The organism is Thalassococcus profundi, assembly GCF_003344785.1.
Lineage (GTDB): Bacteria > Pseudomonadota > Alphaproteobacteria > Rhodobacterales > Rhodobacteraceae > Puniceibacterium > Puniceibacterium profundi.
Genome location: NZ_QPMK01000011.1, coordinates 1 through 21,264, shown reverse-complemented (window position 1 = coordinate 21,264; position 21,264 = coordinate 1). Strand labels below are relative to the sequence as shown.

Annotated in this window: 21 protein-coding genes; 12 read left to right on the top strand and 9 right to left on the bottom strand. The window is 68.0% G+C overall.

What is annotated here, in order from left to right; translation table 11 throughout:
• Nucleotides 1–17: 17 nt before the first annotated feature.
• Together DU478_RS13945 and DU478_RS13940 are read right to left on the bottom strand one after the other, a co-directional pair.
• Nucleotides 18–836 carry an alpha/beta fold hydrolase gene (locus tag DU478_RS13945; RefSeq protein WP_114511582.1) on the bottom strand — a complete coding sequence of 273 codons (819 nt, stop codon included), beginning with the start codon at nt 834–836 and terminating at the stop codon, nt 18–20.
• Nucleotides 836–1,519 (bottom strand): haloacid dehalogenase type II, encoded by a 684-nt coding sequence (locus tag DU478_RS13940; protein WP_114511581.1) that lies wholly within the window; start codon nt 1,517–1,519, stop codon nt 836–838. Before DU478_RS13940 ends, DU478_RS13945 begins: the two co-directional genes overlap by 1 nt.
• Before the next feature lie 197 nt (nt 1,520–1,716).
• On the opposite strand from DU478_RS13940, the gene DU478_RS13935 reads away from it, so the two are divergent.
• From DU478_RS13935 to DU478_RS13925, 3 genes are all read left to right on the top strand, one after another.
• Nucleotides 1,717–2,145 carry an FKBP-type peptidyl-prolyl cis-trans isomerase gene (locus DU478_RS13935; protein WP_114511684.1) on the top strand — a complete coding sequence of 143 codons (429 nt, stop codon included), beginning with the start codon at nt 1,717–1,719 and terminating at the stop codon, nt 2,143–2,145.
• Between the two features lie 467 nt (nt 2,146–2,612).
• Nucleotides 2,613–3,473 (top strand): hypothetical protein, encoded by an 861-nt coding sequence (locus tag DU478_RS13930; protein WP_114511580.1) that lies wholly within the window; start codon nt 2,613–2,615, stop codon nt 3,471–3,473.
• A 265-nt stretch (nt 3,474–3,738) separates the two neighbouring features.
• Nucleotides 3,739–4,245, top strand: coding sequence for a hypothetical protein (locus DU478_RS13925; RefSeq protein WP_233501267.1), 507 nt, complete (start codon nt 3,739–3,741; stop codon nt 4,243–4,245).
• 458 nt (nt 4,246–4,703) lie between these two features.
• Here DU478_RS13925 and DU478_RS13920 read toward each other — a convergent pair whose 3' ends face one another.
• Complete coding sequence (locus DU478_RS13920; RefSeq protein ID WP_147276351.1) at nt 4,704–6,071, bottom strand: hypothetical protein; 1,368 nt, start codon at nt 6,069–6,071, stop codon at nt 4,704–4,706.
• A gap of 440 nt (nt 6,072–6,511) precedes the next feature.
• Here DU478_RS13920 and DU478_RS13915 point away from each other — a divergent pair, with 440 nt between their 5' ends.
• Nucleotides 6,512–7,330, top strand: coding sequence for a zinc ribbon domain-containing protein (locus DU478_RS13915; protein WP_147276350.1), 819 nt, complete (start codon nt 6,512–6,514; stop codon nt 7,328–7,330).
• Nucleotides 7,331–7,501: 171 nt separating this feature from the next.
• Here DU478_RS13915 and metG read toward each other — a convergent pair whose 3' ends face one another.
• From metG to DU478_RS13900, 3 genes are all read right to left on the bottom strand, one after another.
• Entirely contained in the window at nt 7,502–9,244 is a 1,743-nt protein-coding gene (metG, locus tag DU478_RS13910; protein WP_114511577.1) for a methionine--tRNA ligase, read from the bottom strand.
• Between the two features lie 75 nt (nt 9,245–9,319).
• Nucleotides 9,320–10,567 (bottom strand): MFS transporter, encoded by a 1,248-nt coding sequence (locus tag DU478_RS13905; protein ID WP_114511576.1) that lies wholly within the window; start codon nt 10,565–10,567, stop codon nt 9,320–9,322.
• Between the two features lie 284 nt (nt 10,568–10,851).
• Complete coding sequence (locus DU478_RS13900) at nt 10,852–11,484, bottom strand: ImuA family protein (RefSeq protein ID WP_114511575.1); 633 nt, start codon at nt 11,482–11,484, stop codon at nt 10,852–10,854.
• A gap of 120 nt (nt 11,485–11,604) precedes the next feature.
• On the opposite strand from DU478_RS13900, the gene modA reads away from it, so the two are divergent.
• Genes modA through DU478_RS13880 form a run of 4 tightly spaced genes read left to right on the top strand, consistent with a single transcriptional unit; the run spans nt 11,605 to nt 15,262 of the window.
• The gene (gene modA, locus DU478_RS13895; RefSeq protein ID WP_114511574.1) at nt 11,605–12,372 is read left to right on the top strand and encodes a molybdate ABC transporter substrate-binding protein; all 768 of its coding nucleotides are present in this window, start codon (nt 11,605–11,607) and stop codon (nt 12,370–12,372) included.
• 15 nt (nt 12,373–12,387) lie between these two features.
• Entirely contained in the window at nt 12,388–13,083 is a 696-nt protein-coding gene (gene modB, locus DU478_RS13890) for a molybdate ABC transporter permease subunit (RefSeq protein WP_114511573.1), read from the top strand.
• A complete protein-coding gene (gene modC / locus DU478_RS13885; protein WP_114511572.1) occupies nt 13,080–14,177 on the top strand; it encodes a molybdenum ABC transporter ATP-binding protein in 1,098 nt (365 codons plus the stop codon). The genes modB and modC overlap by 4 nt, the downstream gene beginning before the upstream one ends.
• A 44-nt stretch (nt 14,178–14,221) precedes the next feature.
• Nucleotides 14,222–15,262, top strand: a complete 1,041-nt coding sequence (locus DU478_RS13880) for an aldo/keto reductase (RefSeq protein WP_114511571.1) — start codon at nt 14,222–14,224, stop codon at nt 15,260–15,262.
• 140 nt (nt 15,263–15,402) lie between these two features.
• On the opposite strand, the gene DU478_RS13875 is transcribed toward DU478_RS13880, so the two are convergent.
• Nucleotides 15,403–16,269: a helix-turn-helix domain-containing protein gene (locus DU478_RS13875; RefSeq protein ID WP_114511570.1), complete on the bottom strand. Its 867-nt coding sequence runs from the start codon at nt 16,267–16,269 to the stop codon at nt 15,403–15,405.
• A 93-nt stretch (nt 16,270–16,362) separates the two neighbouring features.
• Here DU478_RS13875 and DU478_RS13870 point away from each other — a divergent pair, with 93 nt between their 5' ends.
• Both DU478_RS13870 and DU478_RS13865 read left to right on the top strand, forming a co-directional pair.
• Entirely contained in the window at nt 16,363–17,286 is a 924-nt protein-coding gene (locus tag DU478_RS13870) for a fatty acid desaturase (protein WP_233501263.1), read from the top strand.
• Nucleotides 17,287–17,305: 19 nt separating this feature from the next.
• Nucleotides 17,306–18,208, top strand: coding sequence for a DMT family transporter (locus DU478_RS13865; protein ID WP_114511568.1), 903 nt, complete (start codon nt 17,306–17,308; stop codon nt 18,206–18,208).
• Between the two features lie 429 nt (nt 18,209–18,637).
• Here DU478_RS13865 and DU478_RS13860 read toward each other — a convergent pair whose 3' ends face one another.
• The gene (locus tag DU478_RS13860) at nt 18,638–19,345 is read right to left on the bottom strand and encodes an NUDIX hydrolase (RefSeq protein ID WP_114511567.1); all 708 of its coding nucleotides are present in this window, start codon (nt 19,343–19,345) and stop codon (nt 18,638–18,640) included.
• Nucleotides 19,346–19,363: 18 nt separating this feature from the next.
• Entirely contained in the window at nt 19,364–19,768 is a 405-nt protein-coding gene (locus DU478_RS13855; protein ID WP_114511566.1) for a DUF983 domain-containing protein, read from the bottom strand.
• A 193-nt stretch (nt 19,769–19,961) separates the two neighbouring features.
• Here DU478_RS13855 and DU478_RS13850 point away from each other — a divergent pair, with 193 nt between their 5' ends.
• Both DU478_RS13850 and DU478_RS13845 read left to right on the top strand, forming a co-directional pair.
• Complete coding sequence (locus DU478_RS13850; RefSeq protein WP_158545786.1) at nt 19,962–20,444, top strand: EF-hand domain-containing protein; 483 nt, start codon at nt 19,962–19,964, stop codon at nt 20,442–20,444.
• Nucleotides 20,445–20,524: 80 nt separating this feature from the next.
• Nucleotides 20,525–21,106: an RNA polymerase sigma factor gene (locus tag DU478_RS13845; RefSeq protein WP_114511564.1), complete on the top strand. Its 582-nt coding sequence runs from the start codon at nt 20,525–20,527 to the stop codon at nt 21,104–21,106.
• The last annotated feature ends 158 nt before the right edge of the window (nt 21,107–21,264 follow it).

Genomic DNA, 21,264 nt, shown 5'->3' with positions numbered 1-21,264 from the left:
CGGTCAGGTGCGGGCGCTCAGCGCATCGCGTCGAGCCAGCGGTTGAGCGCGACGACAGCGCCGGTTTCGTCGAGGAAGGGAATATGCCCGCGATCCGGGATCTCCGCGGCAATCATGTCGGGACGGCGGCGCTGCATCTTGTCGAAGGTGGGCAGGCTGAGCAGATCGGAATTGGCCCCCCGGATGGCGCAGAGCGGCAGGCCCTCCAGCGCATCGAAAAGCGGCCAGAGGTCCGCCGCGGGCTGTGCGCCGGACCCCAGCACCGCGTCACGCAGTTTCGGGTCGTAGGGGATCTCCAGCCCCTTTTCGGTCTCGCGGAAAAGCCGCGCGGCGATGGTCCGCCAGCGCTCCGGTGGCACGCCGGGGAAGGCAGGCTGCGCGGAGAGCGCGGTCGCGGCCTCTGCATGCGTGTGCCAGACCGGGGTTCGGCCAAGGTAGTTCTTGATGACCTCGAGGCCCGCGTCATCGATCTCGGGGCCGATGTCGTTGAGCGCCACGCCCAGCAGCCGGTCCTTGGCGGAGGCGGCCAGCACCATGGCGATCAGCCCGCCGCGCGAGGTGCCCAGCACCGCGGCCCTGTCGAGTCCGAGGTGATCGAGCAATTCCAGCGCGTCGCGGCCCTCGACAGGGATGGTGTAGGTCTCATGGTTGGCCCAGTCCGACTGCCCGCGGCCGCGGTAATCCAGCCGGATGAGCCGCACGTCCCGCAGATGCGGGGCGACGTCGTCGAAATCGTGCCCGTCGCGGGTCAGACCGGCGAGACAGAGCACCGGCAGGCCCTGGCCTTCGTCGGTGTAGTGCAAAGAGACCGAATCGGAGGTGGTGAAACGGGGCATCAGGTGACGAGCTCCGGCAGGGCGGTGAGGTCGGACAGGATGTGTTGCGGGCGGTGGGGCAGGCGGTCCAGCGGGTCGCCCGCGCGGTTGACCCAGACGGTCTCGAACCCGTAGCCCGCGGCGCCGGCGGCGTCCCAGCCGTTCGAGCTGACGAAGAGCACCTCGGTCCGGTCGCAGCCGAAGTGCTTGCCCACGAGGTCGTAGACACGGGAATCCGGTTTGAAGATGCCCACGTCCTCGACCGACAGCACCGCATCGAGGTAGATGCCGATGCCGGCGCTGTCGACCGCGCCATCGAGCATGTCGGGATTACCGTTCGACAGGATCGCGCAGGCCTTGCCGTGCGCCTTGAGCGTCGCCAGCATCTTCGGCACCTCGGGAAAGGCCGCAAGCTCCCAGTAAAGCGCCAGAAGCCGCTCGCGAAGCTCCATGTCTCCGTCCAAGCCGTGACGCTCCATCGCCCAGTCCAGCCCGTCCTTGGTGACCTCCCAGAACGAGGTGTGTTCGCGGGTGATGGCGCGCAGCCAGGTGTATTGCAACTGCTTCAGGCGCCAGTCCTCGGCCAGCTTGGGCCAAAGCGCCGCCAACGCGTCGCGCCCGGGCTCCGCTGCGGCCACGCGCGCGGCGGCGGCCACGTCGAAAAGCGTGCCGTAGGCGTCGAAGATGCAGGTGGTGATCGGCATGTCCGTCCTTTCCGGTTTGGCGCAGAGTTGCATGCAGGCGGCGGAGGGAAAAGGGTGAATAGGTCCCTGTCACGGCTTTGCCCGGGAGCCGATTTGCATTTCACGGCGGTCGTGCATAGACTCGTGGAGAGCATGAGAACCCGCGCAGGACGCGGCCTCGCAAAGCAACCCATTCCCAAAAGAACTGGATATTCATGATGACCGAAGTCAAAACGGGCGACACCGTACGTATTCACTACACCGGCACCCTCGAGGATGGCAGCACCTTCGATTCGAGCGCGGGCCGCGATCCGCTGGAATTCCAGGTCGGGTCGGGCCAGATCATTCCCGGGCTCGACAAGGCGATGCCCGGCATGAGCGTCGGCGAGAAGAAGACCGTGGCGGTCCCCGCGGACGAGGCTTACGGGCAGCCCAACCCCGAGGCGCGCCAGGCGGTGCCGCGCGGCGAGATCCCCGCCGACATCCCGCTCGATCCCGGCACGCAGCTGCAGGTGCAGACGCCGAACGGACAGGTGATGCCGGTGACCGTGGTCGACGTGACCGATGCCGAGGTGACGCTGGACGCCAACCACCCGCTGGCCGGCAAGGACCTGACATTCGCCATCGAACTGGTCGAGATCGCCTGATCGGGCGTGATCCTGCGGAGTGGCCTGCGGCCACGCCGGTTTGACTGAAAAACGCCGGGCCCTTCGGGGTCCGGCGTTTTTGCCTGTGATCCATGATGCGCATCTGTCCGGACGGTCCGCCGCTGGCAAGGGCAGGAGCCTCCGGCGGGAGTTTATCGGCAAGATGAAGTTACGGGCGGCGCGCTTTTGTGGCGTCGGCTCGCCCTGGATGGTGCGAGGTGCGCAGACATACGACTGCTGGTCGCCGGAGGCTCGTCTTCGTTCATTCTTGTCGAACAGGTCGACGGTGCGGCGGTCGCACAGCTTTGCGTGGTTCAGAGCGATGTGGTCCGGACCTGGCCAGGTTGGAGGAAAAGTTGCCGGGGCTCGAGTCGGCCGGGTTTCGGTCATGTGGCGCGGCCTGGGTTGACACCGCGTGGCGCTGTCCCGAGAACGATGCGACCGCGACCCCTGAGGAGCCCAAGCCGATGCCGCCCAAGCCCCGCGCCCGCGCCGGAGACGGCCTGATCCCCGCAGTCTGGGGCGTCGGTGCGATGTTCGACGACCCCAGGCCGCTGGTCTTTTCGACCGCGCCGGTGGTGCTCTCCTGGTCGCCGAAATCCGCCTGCACCCATGTTTTGTGCTGGTTTCTGGCGCATGAAGGTCTGATGACGGCGGCGGAATACTACGACCTCTGGCCGCATGAATTCCGCGGCAAGGTCTATTACCGCAGCCGGACATATCGCGCGGCGGCGACGCGGTTCCTGGACAGTGGCGGAGCGGGGTATACGCTGATCCGGATCACCCGCGCGCCCGAGCGGCGGCTGGTGTCGGTCTTTCGCCACGCGCTGCGCACCGGGCTGGTCCGTGCCGCGCTCGATACCGAACTGGGCCGCGACACGCGCGCGACCGGGGCGTCGCTACAGGAATTCGGCGCGCATCTGGCGGGGCGGCCGCTGGTCACGCCAAGCGAGGTCAACATGCACCTGCGTGCCCAGTATCACCCCGTCTGGGACATGGCGTTCGACCGGGTCATCACGCTCAACATGGATGAAACCGGGCTCGACGCCGGCCTGGCCGCGATCGAGGCGGACCTGGGCCTTCCATCGCAGGATCCGATGGCGCACGCCTATTTCCGGCAGGTGCGGCAACGGCATTACAGCCGGGATGTGCCCTGGACCGGCCCCGGCCCGGTGGAGGCGGCGCGGCTCGGTGCCGCCGGCGAGGACGGTTTTCCGAAACGGGCACTGGAGGGCACCGCGCTGGTGCGCGAACTGGCGCAAGAGCTTCACGGGATCGACCATGGCCGCGTCGCGACCGCGGACACGGCCGGGCGGTTGTTTCGCTAGCGGCGGCGCGAGACGTCTCCGGCTTTCAATGGCAGGATGAAACCGGGCGGGGCAGCTCTGTCTTCATCTCGCACCGGGCGTCTGGCGGCGGAAAACACCGCGGGGGGGGGCTGCGGCGCTGCTTGGCCGCTATTTGCACCGACCCAAGCCGGTGCTGGACCTTTGAGGTGCGCGCGTCGGCACCGGGTCAAGAGCATAGCGCGATCTGCGCACGCGCCACCCAAGAAATCCTTGCATCGCCGAGCTTTACCGCTTTCCTGGGCGCATGGTGAAGCTTGTCCTCCTCCACAAGGCCGACTCGATCTACGAGGACGAGCCGGACGTCGTCTATGACTTCCCGCGCTCCTACCTGAAGGCCATCGAGGAAGCCGTGGGTGACTGGATCGTCTACTACGAGCCGGTCAAGGCAGGGCTTCGGGGCTACTTCGCGGTGGCGAAGATCGAGCGGGTGATACCGAAGCCCGGTGCCGAGGGGCGGTTCCTCGCCATGATCGAGCCCGGGACCTTCCTTCCCTTTGACCGGGAAGTGCCGCGGCTGGTGGAAGGCCGCCCCATGGAAGCGGCGCTGACCGAGCCGGACGGGACGCCGAAGAAAGGCGGTGCAGCTTGCCGTGCGGCGGCTGCCCGAGGCGGACTTCGCCCGCATCGTCGATTTCGGGCTGCCGCAGGAGCTGGAGCAGATCGAGGCTACGCGCTACGATCCGCAGCCGGCCGAATTCGGCGAGGGTGCCGAGCCATTCGAGCGCCCGGTGCTCGAGCGCCTCACCCGTAGGCCCTACCGCGAGGTCGCATTCCGCCGGAAGGTGCGGGAGGCCTATGGCTACCGCTGCGCCATGTCCGGCTTGATGCTGCGCAATGGCGGCGGCCGGCCAGAGGTGCAGGCGGCGCATATCCGGCCGGTTGGCCGTGAGGATGACTTCCCGCAGTGGCCCGTGCCGCGTCGGTCGCCAGGGGTCCTTCCCGGCACGGAAGGTCAAGCACGGAGGACAGGCCCAAGCCGCGCCCCTGCCTCGTCCTCGAAGTCGAGGAGATGGCCAGCAAGTCCTCGACGAGATCGACCCCCTCAACACGCAGATCGCGAGTAAGGTCGCTGCCGGCAGCAGCCAGGTGTTTCGCCCGCACGAGAGCGGTCCTACACACGGCGACGTTGAGACAGTCCACGATCGTCGCGCAATGCTTCTGTCGTGCGCCGGCTATCTGCTCCAGCTGCTGCGGCGGCGTATGGCTCGCTCAATCGCCGAGCTTGGTGATGCCGAGTGTGCGCTCAATCTGCTTCCGAAGATTCTTGAGGCCCCTATTCTCGCTCGGCGTCTTCGGAAGCGTGATTGAATCGAGGCCTTGGACGCCCTTTTTCGCTTCAAGTCGGACGTGCTTGTTGTCGGACTTCTCCGAATACCCATGCCGCGCAAGGAGGGTGGTTAGCTCACTGGCAACGCGCTTCGGGTCTTTGGTTGCTCTGTTGAGATCCTGGGAAAGCTCCTCAAGCGCGGGTGACGCGGGTAGACGGTCGACAACGCGTTGCAGAATAGCCTTAGACCTCGGATCCAGCCCGATCTGATCAGCGGGAGACAAAGTCGTCTTTGCAGCAAAACGCAGTCTGTCCGAAATTTCTCCCCGGTAAACCTCCGGGCCGATCCGATGAACGAGATTCGCGGTTGAGAACTCCGCCTCATCTGTCCCAATGCTCACAGCCGGAGTTGCATCCAGCTGTTGCTCCAGCTCGCGGACCTTGTCCTGAAGGTTGTCGACCTGCTCCTGATGCAGCTGGTTCCATTCTGCCTCGGTCAGACTATCCTTCTCACGTTCGCGCTGAACACGAAGAGCCTGCTCTTGCAGTTCGGTCCAGTCCCAACCGAACGCCGGCATCTGGCTCCGAAGGGTAACCGCCGCTGCCACAATCGCGGCAGCCAGCTCTTTACCGTCCGCGATCTGCCATCCGAGGTAATATTGCCTGACGATACCCTGTCCGGGCACGGACAATCCAACCGTTCCCCCGTAGGCGTTGCGTCCATCCGTCTTGTCGCGGAGATGAAAAGAGAATGCTCGATCAGGCTCTACAACCACATGGGCAACCCCGCCGAGGTCGTAGGCCAGTTTCTCAATTTCCTGCTGGCTGATGAACCAAGAAGATACCCCAGTCGCAGACACATAGACTGTCGGAAGCCATTTTGCGGCTTCGCCCAGAACCACGGATTTCGCTAATGCGAGGCCGGTATCGTTGTTCTCGATCCAAAGAGGTTGATCAGTGACGTTGAACGGATGGTCCCTGGCTCCCCAGCCGTTCTTCAAGAGCGCTTTGATCAGGTAGGGCTTCCTGGGAGTATCCAAACGTGCGCCCGGCGTCGTAGCTATGCATTGGGTGCGAAGGCGAACCAAATCCTGTCCACCTTCTGCGGCACCACGTTTCAGGACGCACTCCGTTCGCCACACACGTCCGAGATCATCAGGAAGATCATGTCGAATACCGATGGCTGTCCAGTCATCGCCGGTCCGCAACTCCCGCATGCGGAGTTCTTCGCCGGTATGCGAGCGGAGGTGAACATTGGCTCCGTCGAGCTCAGCCTCAGACTTACTCGAAAGCACGGTCTGATGCTGCATGCCGCGGATCCAGGCGACTACTTCCGCCGCGAAGGCAGCCCGGTTGTCGCTGGGGATTAGAGGGAACTCGGTCGAGAATGGGAGCATACTGGAGGGATCGTGGATAAGCTGCCGGCGGTCAATCCCAAATGGCAGCAATCGGCCAAGGTGGCAGCTTCGGTCTCCCACGAACGACTCGCGAACCCCGCCGCTCTACCGTGTCGCATCTGTGTTGCACGAAAGAATCGCGTCTTGCCTAACCTACCAGCGCCGGCCTCCCGACGGGGTCGAAAGGGACATCCTCTCGACGCTCTCCCACCAGCAAACGGAGCAACACAAACCAGGGTGGCAGGGCCAACCGCCTCTACATCGGCCGCGCACGCGTCTGTGCGACGACCCGAAGCTATCACCCGGAAACCGGGACCAAGCGCACCATCCTGACGCCGCAGGACGAGGTGGAGGTGGAGATTCCTCAGCTGCGCATCGTGCCGCAGACTCTCTGGGACGCCGTTCATGAAGAACTGGATCAACGGAGCAGCCAGCGCACAGCCGCGTCCAACCCTGGTGGAGCCCGGCGGAGCCAGCACCTCTTTTCCGGACTGCTCGTATGCGGGTGCTGCGGCGCGCCCTACGTCAAGCACAACCGAACCAGCTTCCAATGTCGCGAGGCGATCAAGCGGGTCTGCCGCGACGCGGTTCCGATCTCGCAGAAGCGCATCGAGGCTCGGGTCTTCGGGTGTCTGCGCGAGGCCTTCCTCTCGCCGGAGTTCATCGCGCGGTTCGAAAGCGCGGTCGCTGCCGAGCGCGAGAAGCTCGGTTCAAGCGACATCGAGAGCGAGATCGCCGGCCTGAAGGCGGCCCGGGCGGACGCTCGTTCGCGCCTGACGGAGATCATGTCCTCCATTGAGCAGGGCGCGCCATATCACCTCTTCAAGGCGCGGACCGAAGAGCTCGATGGAAAGATCACCGAGATCGAAGACCGCCTTGCGAGGGCCAAGGCTCGTCTGGTCGCGCGGGACGCTGTCCAAGTGGATATCGCCCAGGTCTACGCCGATGTCGTCCACCAGATGGAGACGCTTCTCGGCGATCCCGATCTCGTCGAACAGGCCCGCGGCTTTCTCGGCATGCTGGTCCACCGGATCTTGCTGACGCCGGACACAGCGGCGAAACATGGCGTCGCAGCCGTGATCGAGACGGACCTCGGCAGCCTCGTCCCCGGCAGCGCGCGCGACGATGACCCCGAGGCGATCGCTCAACGGGTCACCAGAATCGCTTGCTGAGTTGATCGGCTGACCACTATCTTGCTGAGCGCGGCGCCTTCAGAGACGGAGGCGCCGCGTTGCGTTTCAAAAGTGCAAATAACGGCCGGGCAGAGGGGGCTGCCCCCTCAATGCCGTCCGGCGGTGCCCGGCCCGACCCCGATCGGACCGCTTGGCGGGACCGACTGGACGTCAGTCCCGCCTGCCCGAAAACCGCGTTTGCCACTCTTCGCGCTCTGCATCGGTGATCTTGCGGAAGGTCACGTCGGGCACGGTGAAGGCGTGGCCGGCGGGCAGGGCGTGCAGGGCGGCGGCGGCGGCGTCCGGCCAGTCGGCGCCTTCGGATTGCATCGCCGCCAGCAGCTCGGCGCAGGCATCGGGGATGAAGGGCTGCGAGATCACCGCGTAGAAGCGGATGAGGTTCAGACCAAGGCGGATCTGCATCGCGGCGGTCTCGGGGTCGGTCTTGATGGTGGTCCAGGGGGCGACTTCCTGCAGGTATTCGTTGCCCAGCACCCAGAGCGCACGCAGGGCGGCGGCGGACTTGCGGACCTCCATCGCCTCCATCTGGCGTTCGTATTCGGCAAGGCCCGTCGCGATGTCGTCGATGAGCTGGGCTTCTCGGGCGCCCTCCGCACCGCCTTCTGGCACCGCTTCGCCGAATTTCGACCGGCAGAACTTGGTCACGCGGCTGGCGAAGTTGCCCAGCACGTCGGCGAGGTCCTTGTTCACCGAGGTCTGGAAATTCTCCCAGGTGAATTCGGCATCCGAGGATTCCGGCGCATGGCTCAGCAGCCACCAGCGCCAGTAATCCGCCGGCAGGATCTCGAGCGCCTGGTCCATGAACACGCCGCGCCCGCGCGAGGTGCTGAACTGCCCGCCCTCGTAGTTGAGGTAGTTGAAGCTCTTGATGTAGTCGACGAGCTTCCACGGCTCGCCGCTCCCGAGGATCGTGACCGGGAAGCTGAGGGTGTGGAAGGGCACGTTGTCCTTGCCCATGAACTGGGTGTAGGTCACATCCTCCGCGCCCTTGTCGGTGCGCCACCAGCGTTCCCAGACACTGTCTTTATCTGCGCCCGGTTCGGGCGCGGGGCCTTTGCCGGCCTCCTGCCATTCCTGGGCGCAGGCGATGTATTCGATGGGCGCGTCGAACCAGACGTAGAAGACCTTGCCCTCCATGCCGGGCCAGTCCTGATCGCCGCGTTTCACCGGCACGCCCCAGTCGAGGTCGCGGGTGATCCCGCGGTCCTGCAGCCCGTCGCCGTCGTTGAGCCATTTCTTGGCAATCGAGGTGGTGAGCACCGGCCAGTCAGCCTTGCTGTCGATCCAGTCCTGCAGCTGCTGCCGCATCTCGGACTGCCGCAGGTAGAGGTGCGTGGTCTCGCGCATTTCCAGATCCGTGGCGCCGGAAATGGTCGAATGCGGGTTGATCAGGTCCACCGGGTCCAGTTGCTTGGTGCAGTTGTCGCACTGGTCGCCGCGGGCGCTGTCGAAGCCGCAGTTGGGGCAGGTGCCCTCGATATAGCGGTCGGGCAGGTAGCGCCCATCGGTGGGCGAATACATCTGCGTTTCGGACACCTCGCGGATCAGGCCGCGGTCGGCGAGGCGCGCGGCGAAATGCTGGGTCAGCCGGTGGTTCTGCGGCGAGGAGGAGCGGCCGAAGTGATCGAAGCTGAGGCGGAAGCCCTCGGCGATCTTCGCCTGCACCGCATGCATTTCGCGGCAGTATTCGGCCACCGGCTGGCCGGCCTTCTTGGCGGCAAGCTCGGCCGGGGTGCCATGTTCGTCGGTGGCGCAGAGGAACAGCACCTCGTGCCCGCGGGCGCGCTGGTAGCGGGCGAAAAGGTCGGCGGGCAGCTGGCTGCCCACGAGGTTGCCGAGGTGCTTGATCCCGTTGATGTAGGGGATCGCGGAGGTGATGAGGTGGCGTGCCATGTCGGTCGTCCCGGAAGTTCAGGGTTTGCGATGGCATAGCGGATGGTGCGCGCGGTGGCCAGTGCCTGGGAGGTCTCAGCGCCGGGCGTCCGTCCCGTCGGACTTTTTGGTTTCGCGGCTGCGGCCCAGCAGGCGTCCGATGACGAAACTGGTGCGCGGCGCATAGACGTAACGGGTGCGGGCGGCGGCAGGGCGCGCGCGCATGCGGACCAGGCCGAAGACCACGAGGACTGCGTGTCCCAGCCCGATGAGCGCGAAGAGCGCCGGCGGGCCGAAGGCGTTCATCAGCACCGAGGCGACGTAGGGCGCCGCGATGGCGCCGACCGCGTACCAGAACATCAGTGCGGCCGAAAGCTCGACCCGCTCGGTGCTGTCGGCGAAGTCATGGGCATGGGCGCAGGCGACCGAGTAGATCGGAAAGGTGGTGAGCCCGAAGATCGCCGCGGTCAGCATGATGCCGGGCGTACTGAGCCCGGTGAGCGTCGCGGTGGTGGCGCAGCTGACGATGGCCGCGAGCGACAGCCAGATCAGCACCGCGCGCCGGTCGAAGCGGTCCGCCAGCCAGCCGACGGGATATTGCGACAGCGCGCCGCCGGCGACGAAGGCGGCGAGGAACCAGGCGATCTGGTCCACGGCCAGCCCGACGCCCTGGCCGTAGACCGGCCCGACCATGCGGAAGCTGGCCGAACTCAGCGCCGCCACCACCACCCCGGCGGCCGCGAGCGGCGAGCGGTCGACGGCCAGCCGCGGGCGCAGGCGCGGGGCGGCGGGGATCTCGGGCTGCCTCGAGGTGGTGAGCGCCAGCGGCAGCAGCGCGGCGCAGCAGAAGATCGCCAGCAGGTTGTAGCTGAGGTAATGCGCAGGCTCGAGCACGCCGATGAGCAGCTGTGCCAGCAGCGACGCGCCCATGTCTGCCACCCGGTAGCTGGCCATCGCGCGGCCGCGGGTCTCGTTGGTGACCTCGGCCTGCATCCAGGCCTCGATCACCGTGTAGCAGCCGGCGACGCAGATGCCCGTGCCGATCCGCATCAGCGCCCAGGCATAGGGGTCGAGCACGACCATGTGGCCCAGCAGGCCGATGGTGCCGAGCGCGGTGAAGGCGGCGAAGGCGCGGGCGTGGCCCACCGATCCCATCAGCCGCGGCGCGATCCAGCAGCCCAGGAAGAAGCCGACGAAATGCGCCGAGCCCAGCATGCCGATTTCGGCGGTGGAGAAATCGAGCGCGAAGCCCGACAAGGCATCGAGCGGCCCGACGCCGCCCGAGCTGATCTGCAGCAGGATGACCGACAGGAAGAGGGCGGTGAAGGACAGGGGCAGGCGCATTGAGGTGTTAAGCCACGGGCCGCGGGGCCTGTCGAGACGGGATGCGACCTTTGCGGGTGCGTTTGCACCGGGCGGTCGTGGGCGGCGCGCCGAGTTTCTCGAGAAAATCGGTCCGAAAATCTCGAGATTTTCGGGGGGCTGCAGATCGAAGGTTTGCGCAAGGCGCGTTTTTCTCGAGAAAAACGGTCCAAAAAATCTCGAGATTTTTTGGGTCTGGGAGCGGTGTCGCGATCGGCGTCGGCGGGTTCTGCTGTTCCGGAACTGTCCGGCGCGCTGCCCGCGGGTCAGGCGACAGGCGCTGGCGTGCTCCGGGTGTCGGGGCGCAGCTGGCACAGCCCGCTTCCGTCCCGGGGGGCGTCCACCTGCCAGCGTTTGTGCGGCGCCATGCGGGCGCGCAGCCGCTCCAGCGTCCAGGCGCTTTGCCCCGCCGTGTGCGCCGGTTCCAGGCCAAGGCGCGTCTCGATCCCCGGCGCGCCGCCGGTGCCCGGCGTCAGCAGCAGGCCGATGGGGCGGCAGAGACCCGCGCCGCAGCCGGTCTCGGCGGCGAGGTGCAGGCGGCGCACCGGCGTCATCGCGGGCGGGTCGGAGAGGTCCGCCACCACCACCGGCACGGTGCCCGCGCGCAGCGCCTCCTCCATGCACCAGAGCATGTCGCCCGCGCGTTCGGGCCGCACGAAGACCACGTCCCGCGGCGCCAGGTATGGCTGCATGCCGTCGGGGTTGAGCGTATCCACCCCCCAGGCGGGCGCGATCCAGATCACCGGCGCCCCGGCTTGCGCGGCGATCATCAGCGCCAGCGTGCGCCGCGCCCGGCCGCAGAGCTCGTGCACCCGGCCCAGCGGCAGGGACAGGTCGGGCAGAAGCGACAGCGCCGGGGCGGGGCGATGCGGGGCGCGGCTGAGCAGGGCGTGTGACATGGAGTCGAGTATATGCGTTCGTGTTTTGTTCTCAAGTGGAATCCGCTCTGCGACCAAAGGCCGGTTGCAGAGGCAGCCGCGCTTTGCCACCAAAGCTTCAGTCCTTCCGAAAGGCCCGCCATGTCCGGACTGCTTCGCCTTCTGCTTGCCCTTGCGGTCCTCTGCGGGCCGGCCCGTGCCGCCGACATCACCGTCTTCGCCGCCGCGTCGCTGGGCGATGCGCTGTCCGAGGCGGCCGAGGCCTGGACCGCCGGGACCGGCCACGGCGTCACCATCGCGCCCGCGGGCAGCTCCGCGCTGGCCCGGCAGATCGCGGCGGGGGCGCCTGCGGATGTCGTGATCCTGGCCAATACCGACTGGATGGACTGGCTTGCCGGTCAGGGCCTGCTGCGCGACGGGACGCGCCGGGTGCTGATGGGCAACAGTCTGGTGCTCGTGGCCCATGGCGCGGGCCCGAACACGCCGGAGGTGCTGGCCCCCGGTTTCGACATCGCGGCACGGCTCGGTCCCTCGGAGCGGCTGGCCATGGCGCTGGTCGAGGCGGTGCCGGCGGGGATCTACGGAAAGGCGGCGCTGCAGGCGCGCGGCACCTGGGACGCGCTGGCGCCCCGCGTGGCGCAGACCGACAACGTGCGCGCGGCGCTGGCGCTGGTGGCGCTGGGTGAGGCGCCGCTGGGCATCGTTTATGCCACCGACGCCCGGGCCGAGCCGCGGGTGCATGTGCTGGGCACCTTCGCCGCCGACAGCCATCCGCCGATCCTCTATCCCGGTGCCGTCACCCGCGAAGCGGTCGCGCCGCTGGCGGCGCTGGCCTTCCTCGACTGGCTGGGCGGCGCGGAGGCGCGGGCGATCCTCGCCGATCATGGCTTTGTCGCGCCGCCCGAGTAGGATAACAGCGTCCACATGGAGTTTCTCGGACCAGACGCCTGGCGGGCGGTGGCGCTGTCCCTGAAGGTCGCGTTCTGGGCAACGCTGGCCGCGCTGCCCTTTGGCCTTGGCACCGCCTATCTGCTGGCGCGGGGACGGTTTCCGGGCCGCAGCCTGCTCAACGGACTGGTGCATCTGCCGCTGATCCTGCCGCCCGTCGTCACCGGCTACCTGCTGCTTCTGACCTTCGGGCGGCGCGGCCCGGTGGGGCAGCTGCTGGAGGAGTGGTTCGGCATCGTGCTCGCCTTCCGCTGGACCGGCGCTGCGCTGGCGGCGGCGATCATGGCCTTTCCGCTGATGGTCCGCGCCATGCGGCTGGCGATCGAGGCGGTGGACCCGAAGCTCGAAGCGGCGGCAGCCACGCTCGGCGCGTCGAAACTGCGGGTCTTCGCCACCGTCACCCTGCCGCTGATAGCACCCGGCGTGATCGCCGGGGCGGTGCTGGCCTTTGCCAAGGCGATGGGCGAATTTGGCGCCACCATCACCTTCGTCTCGAATATCCCCGGCCAGACCCAGACCGTGCCCTCGGCAATCTACGCCTTTCTGCAGGTGCCGGGCGGCGAGGACACCGCGCTGCGGCTGGTGCTGGTGTCGGTGGCGGTGGCGATGCTGGCGCTGGCCCTGTCCGAATGGCTGGCGCGGCGCGTGGCGCGCCGGATCGCGGGCCGATGAGCCTGAGCGTGTCCCTGCGCCACCGGCTGGGCGATTTCGCCCTCGATCTGGCGTTCGAGGCGCCGGACGGGGTGACCGTGCTCTTCGGCCGGTCTGGATCGGGCAAGACCTCGGTGATCAACGCGGTGGCGGGGCTGATGCAGCCCGACGCAGGCCGGATCGCGGTCGCGGGTCGGGTGCTCTTTGACAGTGCCGCAGGCGTGTCGGTGCCGGTCCACCGCCGCCGTCTGGGCTATGTCTTCCAGGAGGGGCGGCTTTTTCCGCACCTGACCGTGCGCCAGAACCTGACCTACGCGCGGCGGGTGCAGCGGCTGGGACCGGATGCCGCGGCATTCGACCGCGTCGTGGCGCTGCTGGGGCTCGGGTCGCTGCTGAACCGCCAGCCCGTGGCCCTGTCGGGCGGCGAGGCGCAGCGTGTCGCTATCGGGCGGGCGCTGCTGTCGGACCCGGTGATGCTCTTGATGGACGAGCCGCTGGCGGCACTCGACGGCGCGCGCAAGGCCGAGATCCTGCCCTATCTCGAACGGCTGCGGCGCGAGGCGGGCGTGCCGATCCTCTACGTCAGCCACAACATGGCCGAGGTCGCGCGACTGGCCACACACGTCGTGGCGATGGAGGGCGGGCGCGTCACCCAGGCCGGGCCCGCCGAGGCGATGCTCGCCGATCCCGGACTCGTGCGGGTCATGGGCCTGCGCGACGCGGGCGCGGTGCTGCAGGCACGGGTGCTGCGGCACGGCGAGGACGGGGTCAGCGATCTTCAGGTCTCGGGCGGCGTGCTCTGCCTGCCGCTGGTCGACGCGCCCGTCGGCACCGACTTGCGGGTGCGTATCCTCGCGCAGGACGTGATGCTGGCGACTGAACGGCCGCGCAACATCTCGGCGCTCAACATCCTGCCGGTGACGGTGCTGGCGCTGCGGCGGGGCGACGGGCCGGGGGTGATCGTGCAGGTGCAGGCGGGCGACGACCTGCTGCTGGCCCGGATCACCCGGCGCAGCGCCGATGCGCTGGGTCTGCGCCCGGGCGGCACCTGTTTCGCGGTGCTCAAATCCGTGGCGGTGGCGCCCACGGACATCGGTCTTGGCTTGCAGAGCTGACCGCAGCCCCTAGTTTGCGCCGAAATCAACGAGGGACCGCAAGAATGAAAATGAATCCGCTGGGCCGCACCGGCCTTTCCGTGTCCGAACTGTGCCTTGGCACCATGACCTTCGGCACCCAGACCGATGAGGCCGAGGCGCATGCCCAGATGGACCGCGCGCTGGAGGCAGGCATTAACTTCCTCGACTGCGCGGAGATGTATCCGGTCAATCCGATGACCGCCGAAACCGTGGGCCTGTCCGAAGAGATTCTGGGCCGGTGGTTCGCCCGCACCGGCCGCCGGGACGAATGGATCGTCGCCACCAAGCATTCCGGCGCAGGGAGCGTCGCCCGCGGCGGCGAGCCCATATCGGCGGACAGCATCCCGCGCTGTATCGAGGCCTCGCTGAAGCGGCTGCAGACCGATGTCATCGACCTCTACCAGTTCCACTGGCCCAACCGCGGATCCTACATGTTCCGCAAGAACTGGAGCTTCGATCCCTCCGGGCAGGACCGGGCGGAGACGGTGCGGCACATGCACGACTGCCTGGGCGCGCTGCAGCGCGAGGTCGAGCGCGGCACGATCCGGCATTTCGGCCTGTCGAACGAAAGCGCCTGGGGGACGGCCATGTGGCTGCGCATCGCGGAAGAGAAGGGCGGGCCGCGGGTCGCGTCGATCCAGAACGAATATTCGCTGATGTGCCGACTGGCCGATACGGACCTCGCGGAGCTGATGGTCAACGAGGACGTGAGCCTGCTGCCGTTCTCGCCGCTGGCGGCGGGGCTGCTCACGGGCAAGTACCAGGACGGTGCCTTGCCCGAAGGCTCGCGCATGGCGCTCAACGGCGACTTGGGCGGGCGCAAGGGGCCGCGCGCCTTCGAAGCGGTGGCAGCCTATCACAAGGTCGCGGCGGAATTCGGGATCGACCCGGTGCACATGGCGCTCGCGTGGTCGGCGCGGCGGCCCTTCGTGGCCTCGTCGATCTTCGGCGCGACGACGCTGGCGCAGCTCGATCACCTGCTGCCCGCCGCCGAGGTGACGCTGAGCGACGAGCTGATCTCGGCGCTCGATGCCGCGCACAAGGCGCATCCGATGCCCTACTGATCCGGCGGGTCTCCGAAATTCTCGAGAATTTCGGCCCGTTTTCCTCGAGGAAAACGGGGGTGCGGCGGTTGCGTTCGGGACATCGGAAATCTCGAGAGTTCCGGCCAGTTTTCCTCGAGGAAAACGGTGCGCTGCGCTGTTCAGCCCCGCATGTAGCGGTGTTGCAGTTCCTCGAGATGCGCGGGGATCGCCCGATCCGCGACGCTGGCCTCGCGCACGAGGTGGTCGAAGTGCAGCGTGAAGGCCGAGATCCGTTCGGTGTCGCGGAAGGCCAGGTAGTTGCGCCCCAAGTAGAGCACCGCCAGCAGCGGGCCGAAGACCGTCACCGGCGCCGAGTAAAGCCGCCGCGCATCGAAGAGCGACAGCCGCAGCCGCGGGTAGAGCGCCTCGTGCAGCGCCAGCAGATGCGCGATCTGCGCCCGCCGTATCTCCAGCGGCAGGCCGTCGTAATAGCCCGTCGCGGCGGCGAAGCTCTGCAGCTCGTAAAGCGGCAGGGCGATTTCGTAATCCGACTTTGCCTGACGCATCCAGTCCAGGCGGTCGGCCGAGGCGTTGATCGCCTGCTCCGTGGTTCGGCCCAGGTGCGGGCGGTACTCCCATTCCAGCATCTCGGCGGTCTTGAGCATGTCCGGCAGGCCCGCCGGAACGTGCCGGATCTTGTAGCCCGCCGCCTCGCGGTGCCAGGCGAAGATCTGTTCGTCGACCAAGGCCCGCGGCGCTTCGGTCAGGGACAGGGAATTGGCAAGGATGTCGGCGGCGCTTTCGGGCCTGTCCGAAAGGCCCAGCAGCCAATCCGCCGAGACCCCAAGCGCGCTGGCGCAGCGTCCGACCACATGGGCATTGGGCAGCCGGGCGCCGTCGCCCGTCAAAATCTGAGAGATCGTCGAGCGATCGACCTGGGTGTTGCGGGCCAGCGCGCTCTGGCTCAGCCCTCTTCGGCGCATCGCCTGGGCAAGGCGGGTGCGGAACAGATCGGCGCGGGCGCGCTTGTCGATTACTTTTTGCATATGTTTCATTTTATCACATTAGATGGCTTTTGGTAACTATTTCCCGAATTCCACTCCGTGCCAGCCCGCCTTAGCACTGTCCGCATGCACAGCTTGCGTATTCACACAGATGCGGCCTTTCGAGCGGCCTTCCGCAATGCGGAATGGCCGACCTTGGCGCTGCTGATCGTCTGCTACGGGCTCTGGGCGCTCGGCACGACCGCTGCCGCCGCGGCCTGGCTGCCGCTGGGCATGGTGCTGGTCGCCGCGACCACGGCGCTGCATGCCTCGCTCAGTCACGAGGCGCTGCACGGCCATCCGTCGCGCTGGGGCAGGCTCAACGCGGCGCTGGTGTTTCCGGCGCTGTCGGTCACCGTGCCCTACCTGCGGTTCCGCGACACGCATCTTGCGCATCACCGGGACGCGATCCTGACCGACCCCTACGACGATCCCGAAAGCAACTACCTCGACCCGGCGGTCTGGCACCGGCTGCCCGCGCCGGTCCGCCGGCTCTTGCAGGCCAACAACAGCCTGGCCGGGCGGCTGCTGCTCGGGCCCTTCATCGGCCACGCGGTGTTCTGGGCGGGCGACGCCCGACTGATCCTGCGCGGCGACCGCCGGGTCGTCCTGAGCTGGGCGCTGCACCTTGCAGCACTTGTGCCGGTGGTCTGGTGGATGGTCGCGGTGGCGCAGATGCCGCTCTGGGCCTGGGGGCTGAGCGTCTACGGCGCCCATGCGCTGCTGAAGATCCGGACCTTCCTCGAACACCAGGCACATCAGCGCGCCCGTGGCCGCACCGTCATCATCGAGGATCGCGGGCCGTTGGCGCTGCTGTTTCTCAACAACAACCTGCACGTGGTGCATCACATGCACCCCAAGGTGCCGTGGTTCCGGCTCTGGGCGCTCTACGACGGCAACCGCGACCGCTACCTCAGCCGTAACAATGGCTATCGCTATCGCTCCTATGCCGAGATTTTCCGGCGCTACCTGCTGAGAACCAAGGATCCGGTCGCGCATCCGCTCTGGCCAAAGCCCTGAGGCTGCGCCAATAGGAGGCATGGACCTCTGGATCGCCGCCACCGTCGCGGCCGCCTTCTTTCAGACGCTGCGTTTCATGCTGCACAAGGTGCTGAGCATGGGCCGTCTGACCACGACCGGATCGACCTTCGCACGGTTCGCCTATGCCGCGCCGGCGGCCTGGGTGATGATCGGCGGGTATCTCTGGGTGCAGGGCGCGCCGGTTCCGGCGCTGACCGGCACCTTCTGGGGCTATGCGCTCAGCGGCGCGCTGGGGCAGGTTCTGGCCACGCTCTGCGTCGTGGCGCTGTTCCGGCAGCGCAATTTCGCGGTCGGCATCACCTTCAAGAAGACCGAGGTGATCCAGACCGCGCTGGTGGGCCTCGTGGTGCTGGGCGAGGCGCTGAGCGCGGCGGGTTGGGCGGCCATCGCCGTGGGCCTGGCAGGGGTCGTGCTGCTGTCCGACAGCCCCGGCGGCACCGGCGGCTGGCTGCGGCGCATGGGCAACCGCGCGGTGGCGCTGGGGTTGGCCTCGGGGTTCTTCTTCGCCATTTCCGCGGTGGGCTACCGTGCCGCCTCGCTGCAGATCGACGCGGCGGATCCGTTGATCCGGTCGGGCGTCACGCTGGTCTGCGTGACCAGCAGCCAGGCGCTGGCCATGGCGCTGTGGCTGCGGCTGCGCGAACCGGGACAGCTGAGCGCGGTCTGGGCGGCGCGGCGCACGGCGATCTGGCTGGGACTCGCGTCGATGGCCGGCAGCCTCGGCTGGTTCACCGCCTTCACCCTGCAGACCGCCGCCTACGTGCAGGCGCTGGGGCAGGTGGAACTGATCTTTTCGCTGATGGCGAGCGTGCTCTTTTTCCACGAGACGATCACGCGCCGGGAACTCGCCGGGATCGGCCTGCTCACGCTGTCGGTGCTGATGCTGGTCGCCTTCGTCTGATCTTATCCCGCCCGGACCAAGGCCGCTTGCGGCGGCCGGGCAGCGGCAGCCAGCCCTCCGGGCTGCCGCTATGGTTGGTCTCGGCGCTACGCTGCCAGGTCTTGCGGAGATGGCTGGGACAAAGTGCCGAGCAGGACCGCCGGAGCGGCATCCCGCTGGCTGTCGGGCACCGTTTGGTGTTCCAGGGGGCAAAGTACGTCCGTGCGGACCTGTCCCGCCCGGAACAAGGCCGCTTGCGGCCGCCGGGCAGCGGCAGCCAGCCCCCCGGGCTGCCGCTTTTCTGGTCTTGGCGAAGCGCTGCCAGGTCTTGCGGTTGTGGCCGGGATAAAGTGCCGAGCGGACCTGTCGGCGCGGCCTCCCGCTGGCTGCCGGGCACCGTTCCGCCACACGGACGCTGTCAGGGTCGCTGGGTGCGGAAGGCGTCCCGCCTCAGTCGGTCATCGGATGCCCGCGCAGGCGCAGGAACAGGCTTTCCTCGTCGTCGTTGCGGAAGAACGGCACCGAGGTCGGCGGTTCGGGGTCGGCGGTGCGGGCACTGACCTCGGCCAGAACCACTTCGGTGATGAAGGGCATGTCGAGACGCCGCACCTCTTCGAGAGACACCCATTGCAGATGGCTCAGCTCGTCCGAGGCGGCGCCAAAATCGTCCGGGTCGGAGGCCAGCGCCTCGGCATCCAGAAGGAAGAACCGGGCGTCGAACCGGCGCGGGCGGCCCGGCGGGGTGATGGCGCGGAAAACGAATTGCAGCGCCGCGGCGGACGGCACGTGACCGGTCGCAGCGAATGTCTGCCAGTCCGCCGGAATCTCGCCGCCCCAGGTGCCCGGCACGCCAAGCAGCTGGCCGGTCTCCTCCCACAGCTCGCGGATGGCGGCGGCGGCCAGCGCCGCGGCGATATGCGGATCGGCGTCTTCGGTCAGCCTTGCGGCGCAGACCGGTGGCAGCGATCCGGCCAGCGGTATCGCCGCGTCGCCGGCATCGACCGCGCCGCCGGGAAAGACGAACTTGCTGGGCATGAAGGCTGCCCCGGCGCCACGCTGGCCCATCAGGATGCGCGGCGCGGTAAAGCGGTCGCGCAGCACGATCACGGTCGCGGCGTTGCGGATGGCGGTCTTGTCAATCGGGCTGGTGGCGGTCATGCGCGTCCCTTTGCAGGATCACGCCACCGCCGAGAAGCCGTGCATGTAGCGCGACCACTGGATCGCGACGATCACCCCTTTTAGTCGCGGCAACAGATACAGCGACAGCGCCGTGCAGCCAACCGCGAAGATGGTGAACAGGATAAGAGGCTCGGGCCGGAAGGTCTCGAACACCACCAGCAGCAGCGGCGCCATCAGGTGCCCGACGATCAGGATCGTCAGGTATGCCGGACCGTCGTCGGCGCGGTGATGGTGCAGCTCTTCGCGGCACACGGGGCAGGTGTCGCGCACCTTGAGATAGCCGTGCAAAAGCGGACCATTGCCGCATTTGGGGCATTTGCGCCGCCAGCCCTTCCAGACTGCGGGCCACGTGGGGCGGTCCTCGACGGGCGCCGCACTCTGAGTCGCTGCATGGTGTTCCATGGCTGCAAGATGGCGGTCCGCGGCCCGCGTGGGAAGGGGCCAATCCGCCCCGCGTCCGGATGTCGCAAATCACGCGGCCGTGACGCAGAAAGTTTGCGCTTTGGCGACGGAAACGGCGGTGCCGCCCGTTAGAGCCTTTGGGATCGGGGCGGAACACGGGCGCCGGTCCGGCAGAATGGCAAGGGAAAAGACCATGAAAAAAGGCACTTTCATCACAGCGATCCTCGTTTCGGCCCTGAGCGTCACGGCCATCGCCGCCGCCGCGCACGACCGCGGCGGGCGGGGCGGACCCGAGCGCATGCCGATCGCCTTCGAGGCGCTGGACGCCGACGGCGACGGCCAGATCACCCCGGAAGAGATGGCCGCGCAGCGCGAAGCGCGGTTCGCCGCCGCCGATGCCAATGGCGACGGCCAGCTCGACGCGGCAGAACTGCTGGCGCAGCGCGAGGCACGCGAAGCGGCGCGCCGCACGGCCCGGGCCGAGGCGATGGTCGAGCGGCTCGACAGCGACGGCAATGGCACGCTCAGCCTGGAGGAGATGCAGGGACGCCGCGACCCGGCGCGGATCTTCGACCGGCTCGATGCCGATGACGACGGTCAGATCAGCGAAGCCGAGTTCGCCGCGGCCGCGGAGCGGATGCATGAACGGCGCGGCAAGCACCGGGGCGACGACTGAGGACCGCAATGCCGGGCGGGAACGTTTCGCCCGGCATTGCGCCACGGCCCGGCGCGGGCTAGGCGCGGAAAGAACGGACCATGCCGCTGGATGCCATGAGCGATCACGACGACGAGGACCTGCTGGCGCGTTACGCCCGCGGCGACGCCGAAGCGGCGCGCGCCCTGACCCTGCGCCTGACGCCGCGGGTGCTGGCCCACGCCGTCCGGCTGCTGGGCGACCGGGCCGAGGCCGAGGACGTCACGCAGGAGGCGCTGCTGCGGCTCTGGCGGATGGCACCGGACTGGCGGCGGGGCGAGGCCAGGGTCTCGACCTGGCTTTACCGGGTGACGGCCAATCTCTGCACCGACCGGCTGCGGCGGCGGCGCGGGTCGGCGCTGGACGACCTGCCCGAGATCGCCGACGGCGCCGAGCCGGTCGAGGCGCGGATGCAGCGCGGCGCGCGGGCCGAGGCGTTGCAGGCGGCGCTGATGCAGCTGCCCGAGCGGCAGCGGCAGGCGGTGGTTCTGCGGCACATCGAAGGTCTGGGCAACCCTGAGATCGCCCGGATCATGGACATTGGCCCGCGTGCGGTGGAGAGTCTCACCGCACGGGGCAAACGGGCGCTGGAAGCGATCCTGCTGGATCGCCGCGCCGAGCTGGGGTTGAGCGATGACGGATAGGCGCGACTTTGACGATGGTGCCCCGGGCCCGGACGGGCTCGAGGCGTTCTTTGCCGCGGCGTGCGGCGACGCGGCGCAGCCGGACGGCGCGCTGCTGTCGCGGATCGAGGCCGATGCGCTGGCGGCCCTGCCGCGCCCGGCGCGAACCAAGCGGCGCG

Coding starts and splice junctions, on each gene's coding strand:
- metG (WP_114511577.1), bottom strand. CDS start 9,244: ATGGCACGCCACCTCATCACCTCCGCGATCCCCTACATCAACGGGATC.
- DU478_RS13855 (WP_114511566.1), bottom strand. CDS start 19,768: ATGGAACACCATGCAGCGACTCAGAGTGCGGCGCCCGTCGAGGACCGC.
- DU478_RS13935 (WP_114511684.1), top strand. CDS start 1,717: ATGACCGAAGTCAAAACGGGCGACACCGTACGTATTCACTACACCGGC.
- DU478_RS13920 (WP_147276351.1), bottom strand. CDS start 6,071: ATGCAGCATCAGACCGTGCTTTCGAGTAAGTCTGAGGCTGAGCTCGAC.
- DU478_RS13865 (WP_114511568.1), top strand. CDS start 17,306: ATGGACCTCTGGATCGCCGCCACCGTCGCGGCCGCCTTCTTTCAGACG.
- DU478_RS13945 (WP_114511582.1), bottom strand. CDS start 836: ATGCCCCGTTTCACCACCTCCGATTCGGTCTCTTTGCACTACACCGAC.
- DU478_RS13905 (WP_114511576.1), bottom strand. CDS start 10,567: ATGCGCCTGCCCCTGTCCTTCACCGCCCTCTTCCTGTCGGTCATCCTG.
- DU478_RS13850 (WP_158545786.1), top strand. CDS start 19,962: ATGAAAAAAGGCACTTTCATCACAGCGATCCTCGTTTCGGCCCTGAGC.
- DU478_RS13845 (WP_114511564.1), top strand. CDS start 20,525: ATGCCGCTGGATGCCATGAGCGATCACGACGACGAGGACCTGCTGGCG.
- modA (WP_114511574.1), top strand. CDS start 11,605: ATGTCCGGACTGCTTCGCCTTCTGCTTGCCCTTGCGGTCCTCTGCGGG.
- DU478_RS13880 (WP_114511571.1), top strand. CDS start 14,222: ATGAAAATGAATCCGCTGGGCCGCACCGGCCTTTCCGTGTCCGAACTG.
- DU478_RS13930 (WP_114511580.1), top strand. CDS start 2,613: ATGCCGCCCAAGCCCCGCGCCCGCGCCGGAGACGGCCTGATCCCCGCA.
- DU478_RS13925 (WP_233501267.1), top strand. CDS start 3,739: ATGGTGAAGCTTGTCCTCCTCCACAAGGCCGACTCGATCTACGAGGAC.
- DU478_RS13860 (WP_114511567.1), bottom strand. CDS start 19,345: ATGACCGCCACCAGCCCGATTGACAAGACCGCCATCCGCAACGCCGCG.
- modB (WP_114511573.1), top strand. CDS start 12,388: ATGGAGTTTCTCGGACCAGACGCCTGGCGGGCGGTGGCGCTGTCCCTG.
- DU478_RS13875 (WP_114511570.1), bottom strand. CDS start 16,269: ATGCAAAAAGTAATCGACAAGCGCGCCCGCGCCGATCTGTTCCGCACC.
- DU478_RS13900 (WP_114511575.1), bottom strand. CDS start 11,484: ATGTCACACGCCCTGCTCAGCCGCGCCCCGCATCGCCCCGCCCCGGCG.
- modC (WP_114511572.1), top strand. CDS start 13,080: ATGAGCCTGAGCGTGTCCCTGCGCCACCGGCTGGGCGATTTCGCCCTC.
- DU478_RS13940 (WP_114511581.1), bottom strand. CDS start 1,519: ATGCCGATCACCACCTGCATCTTCGACGCCTACGGCACGCTTTTCGAC.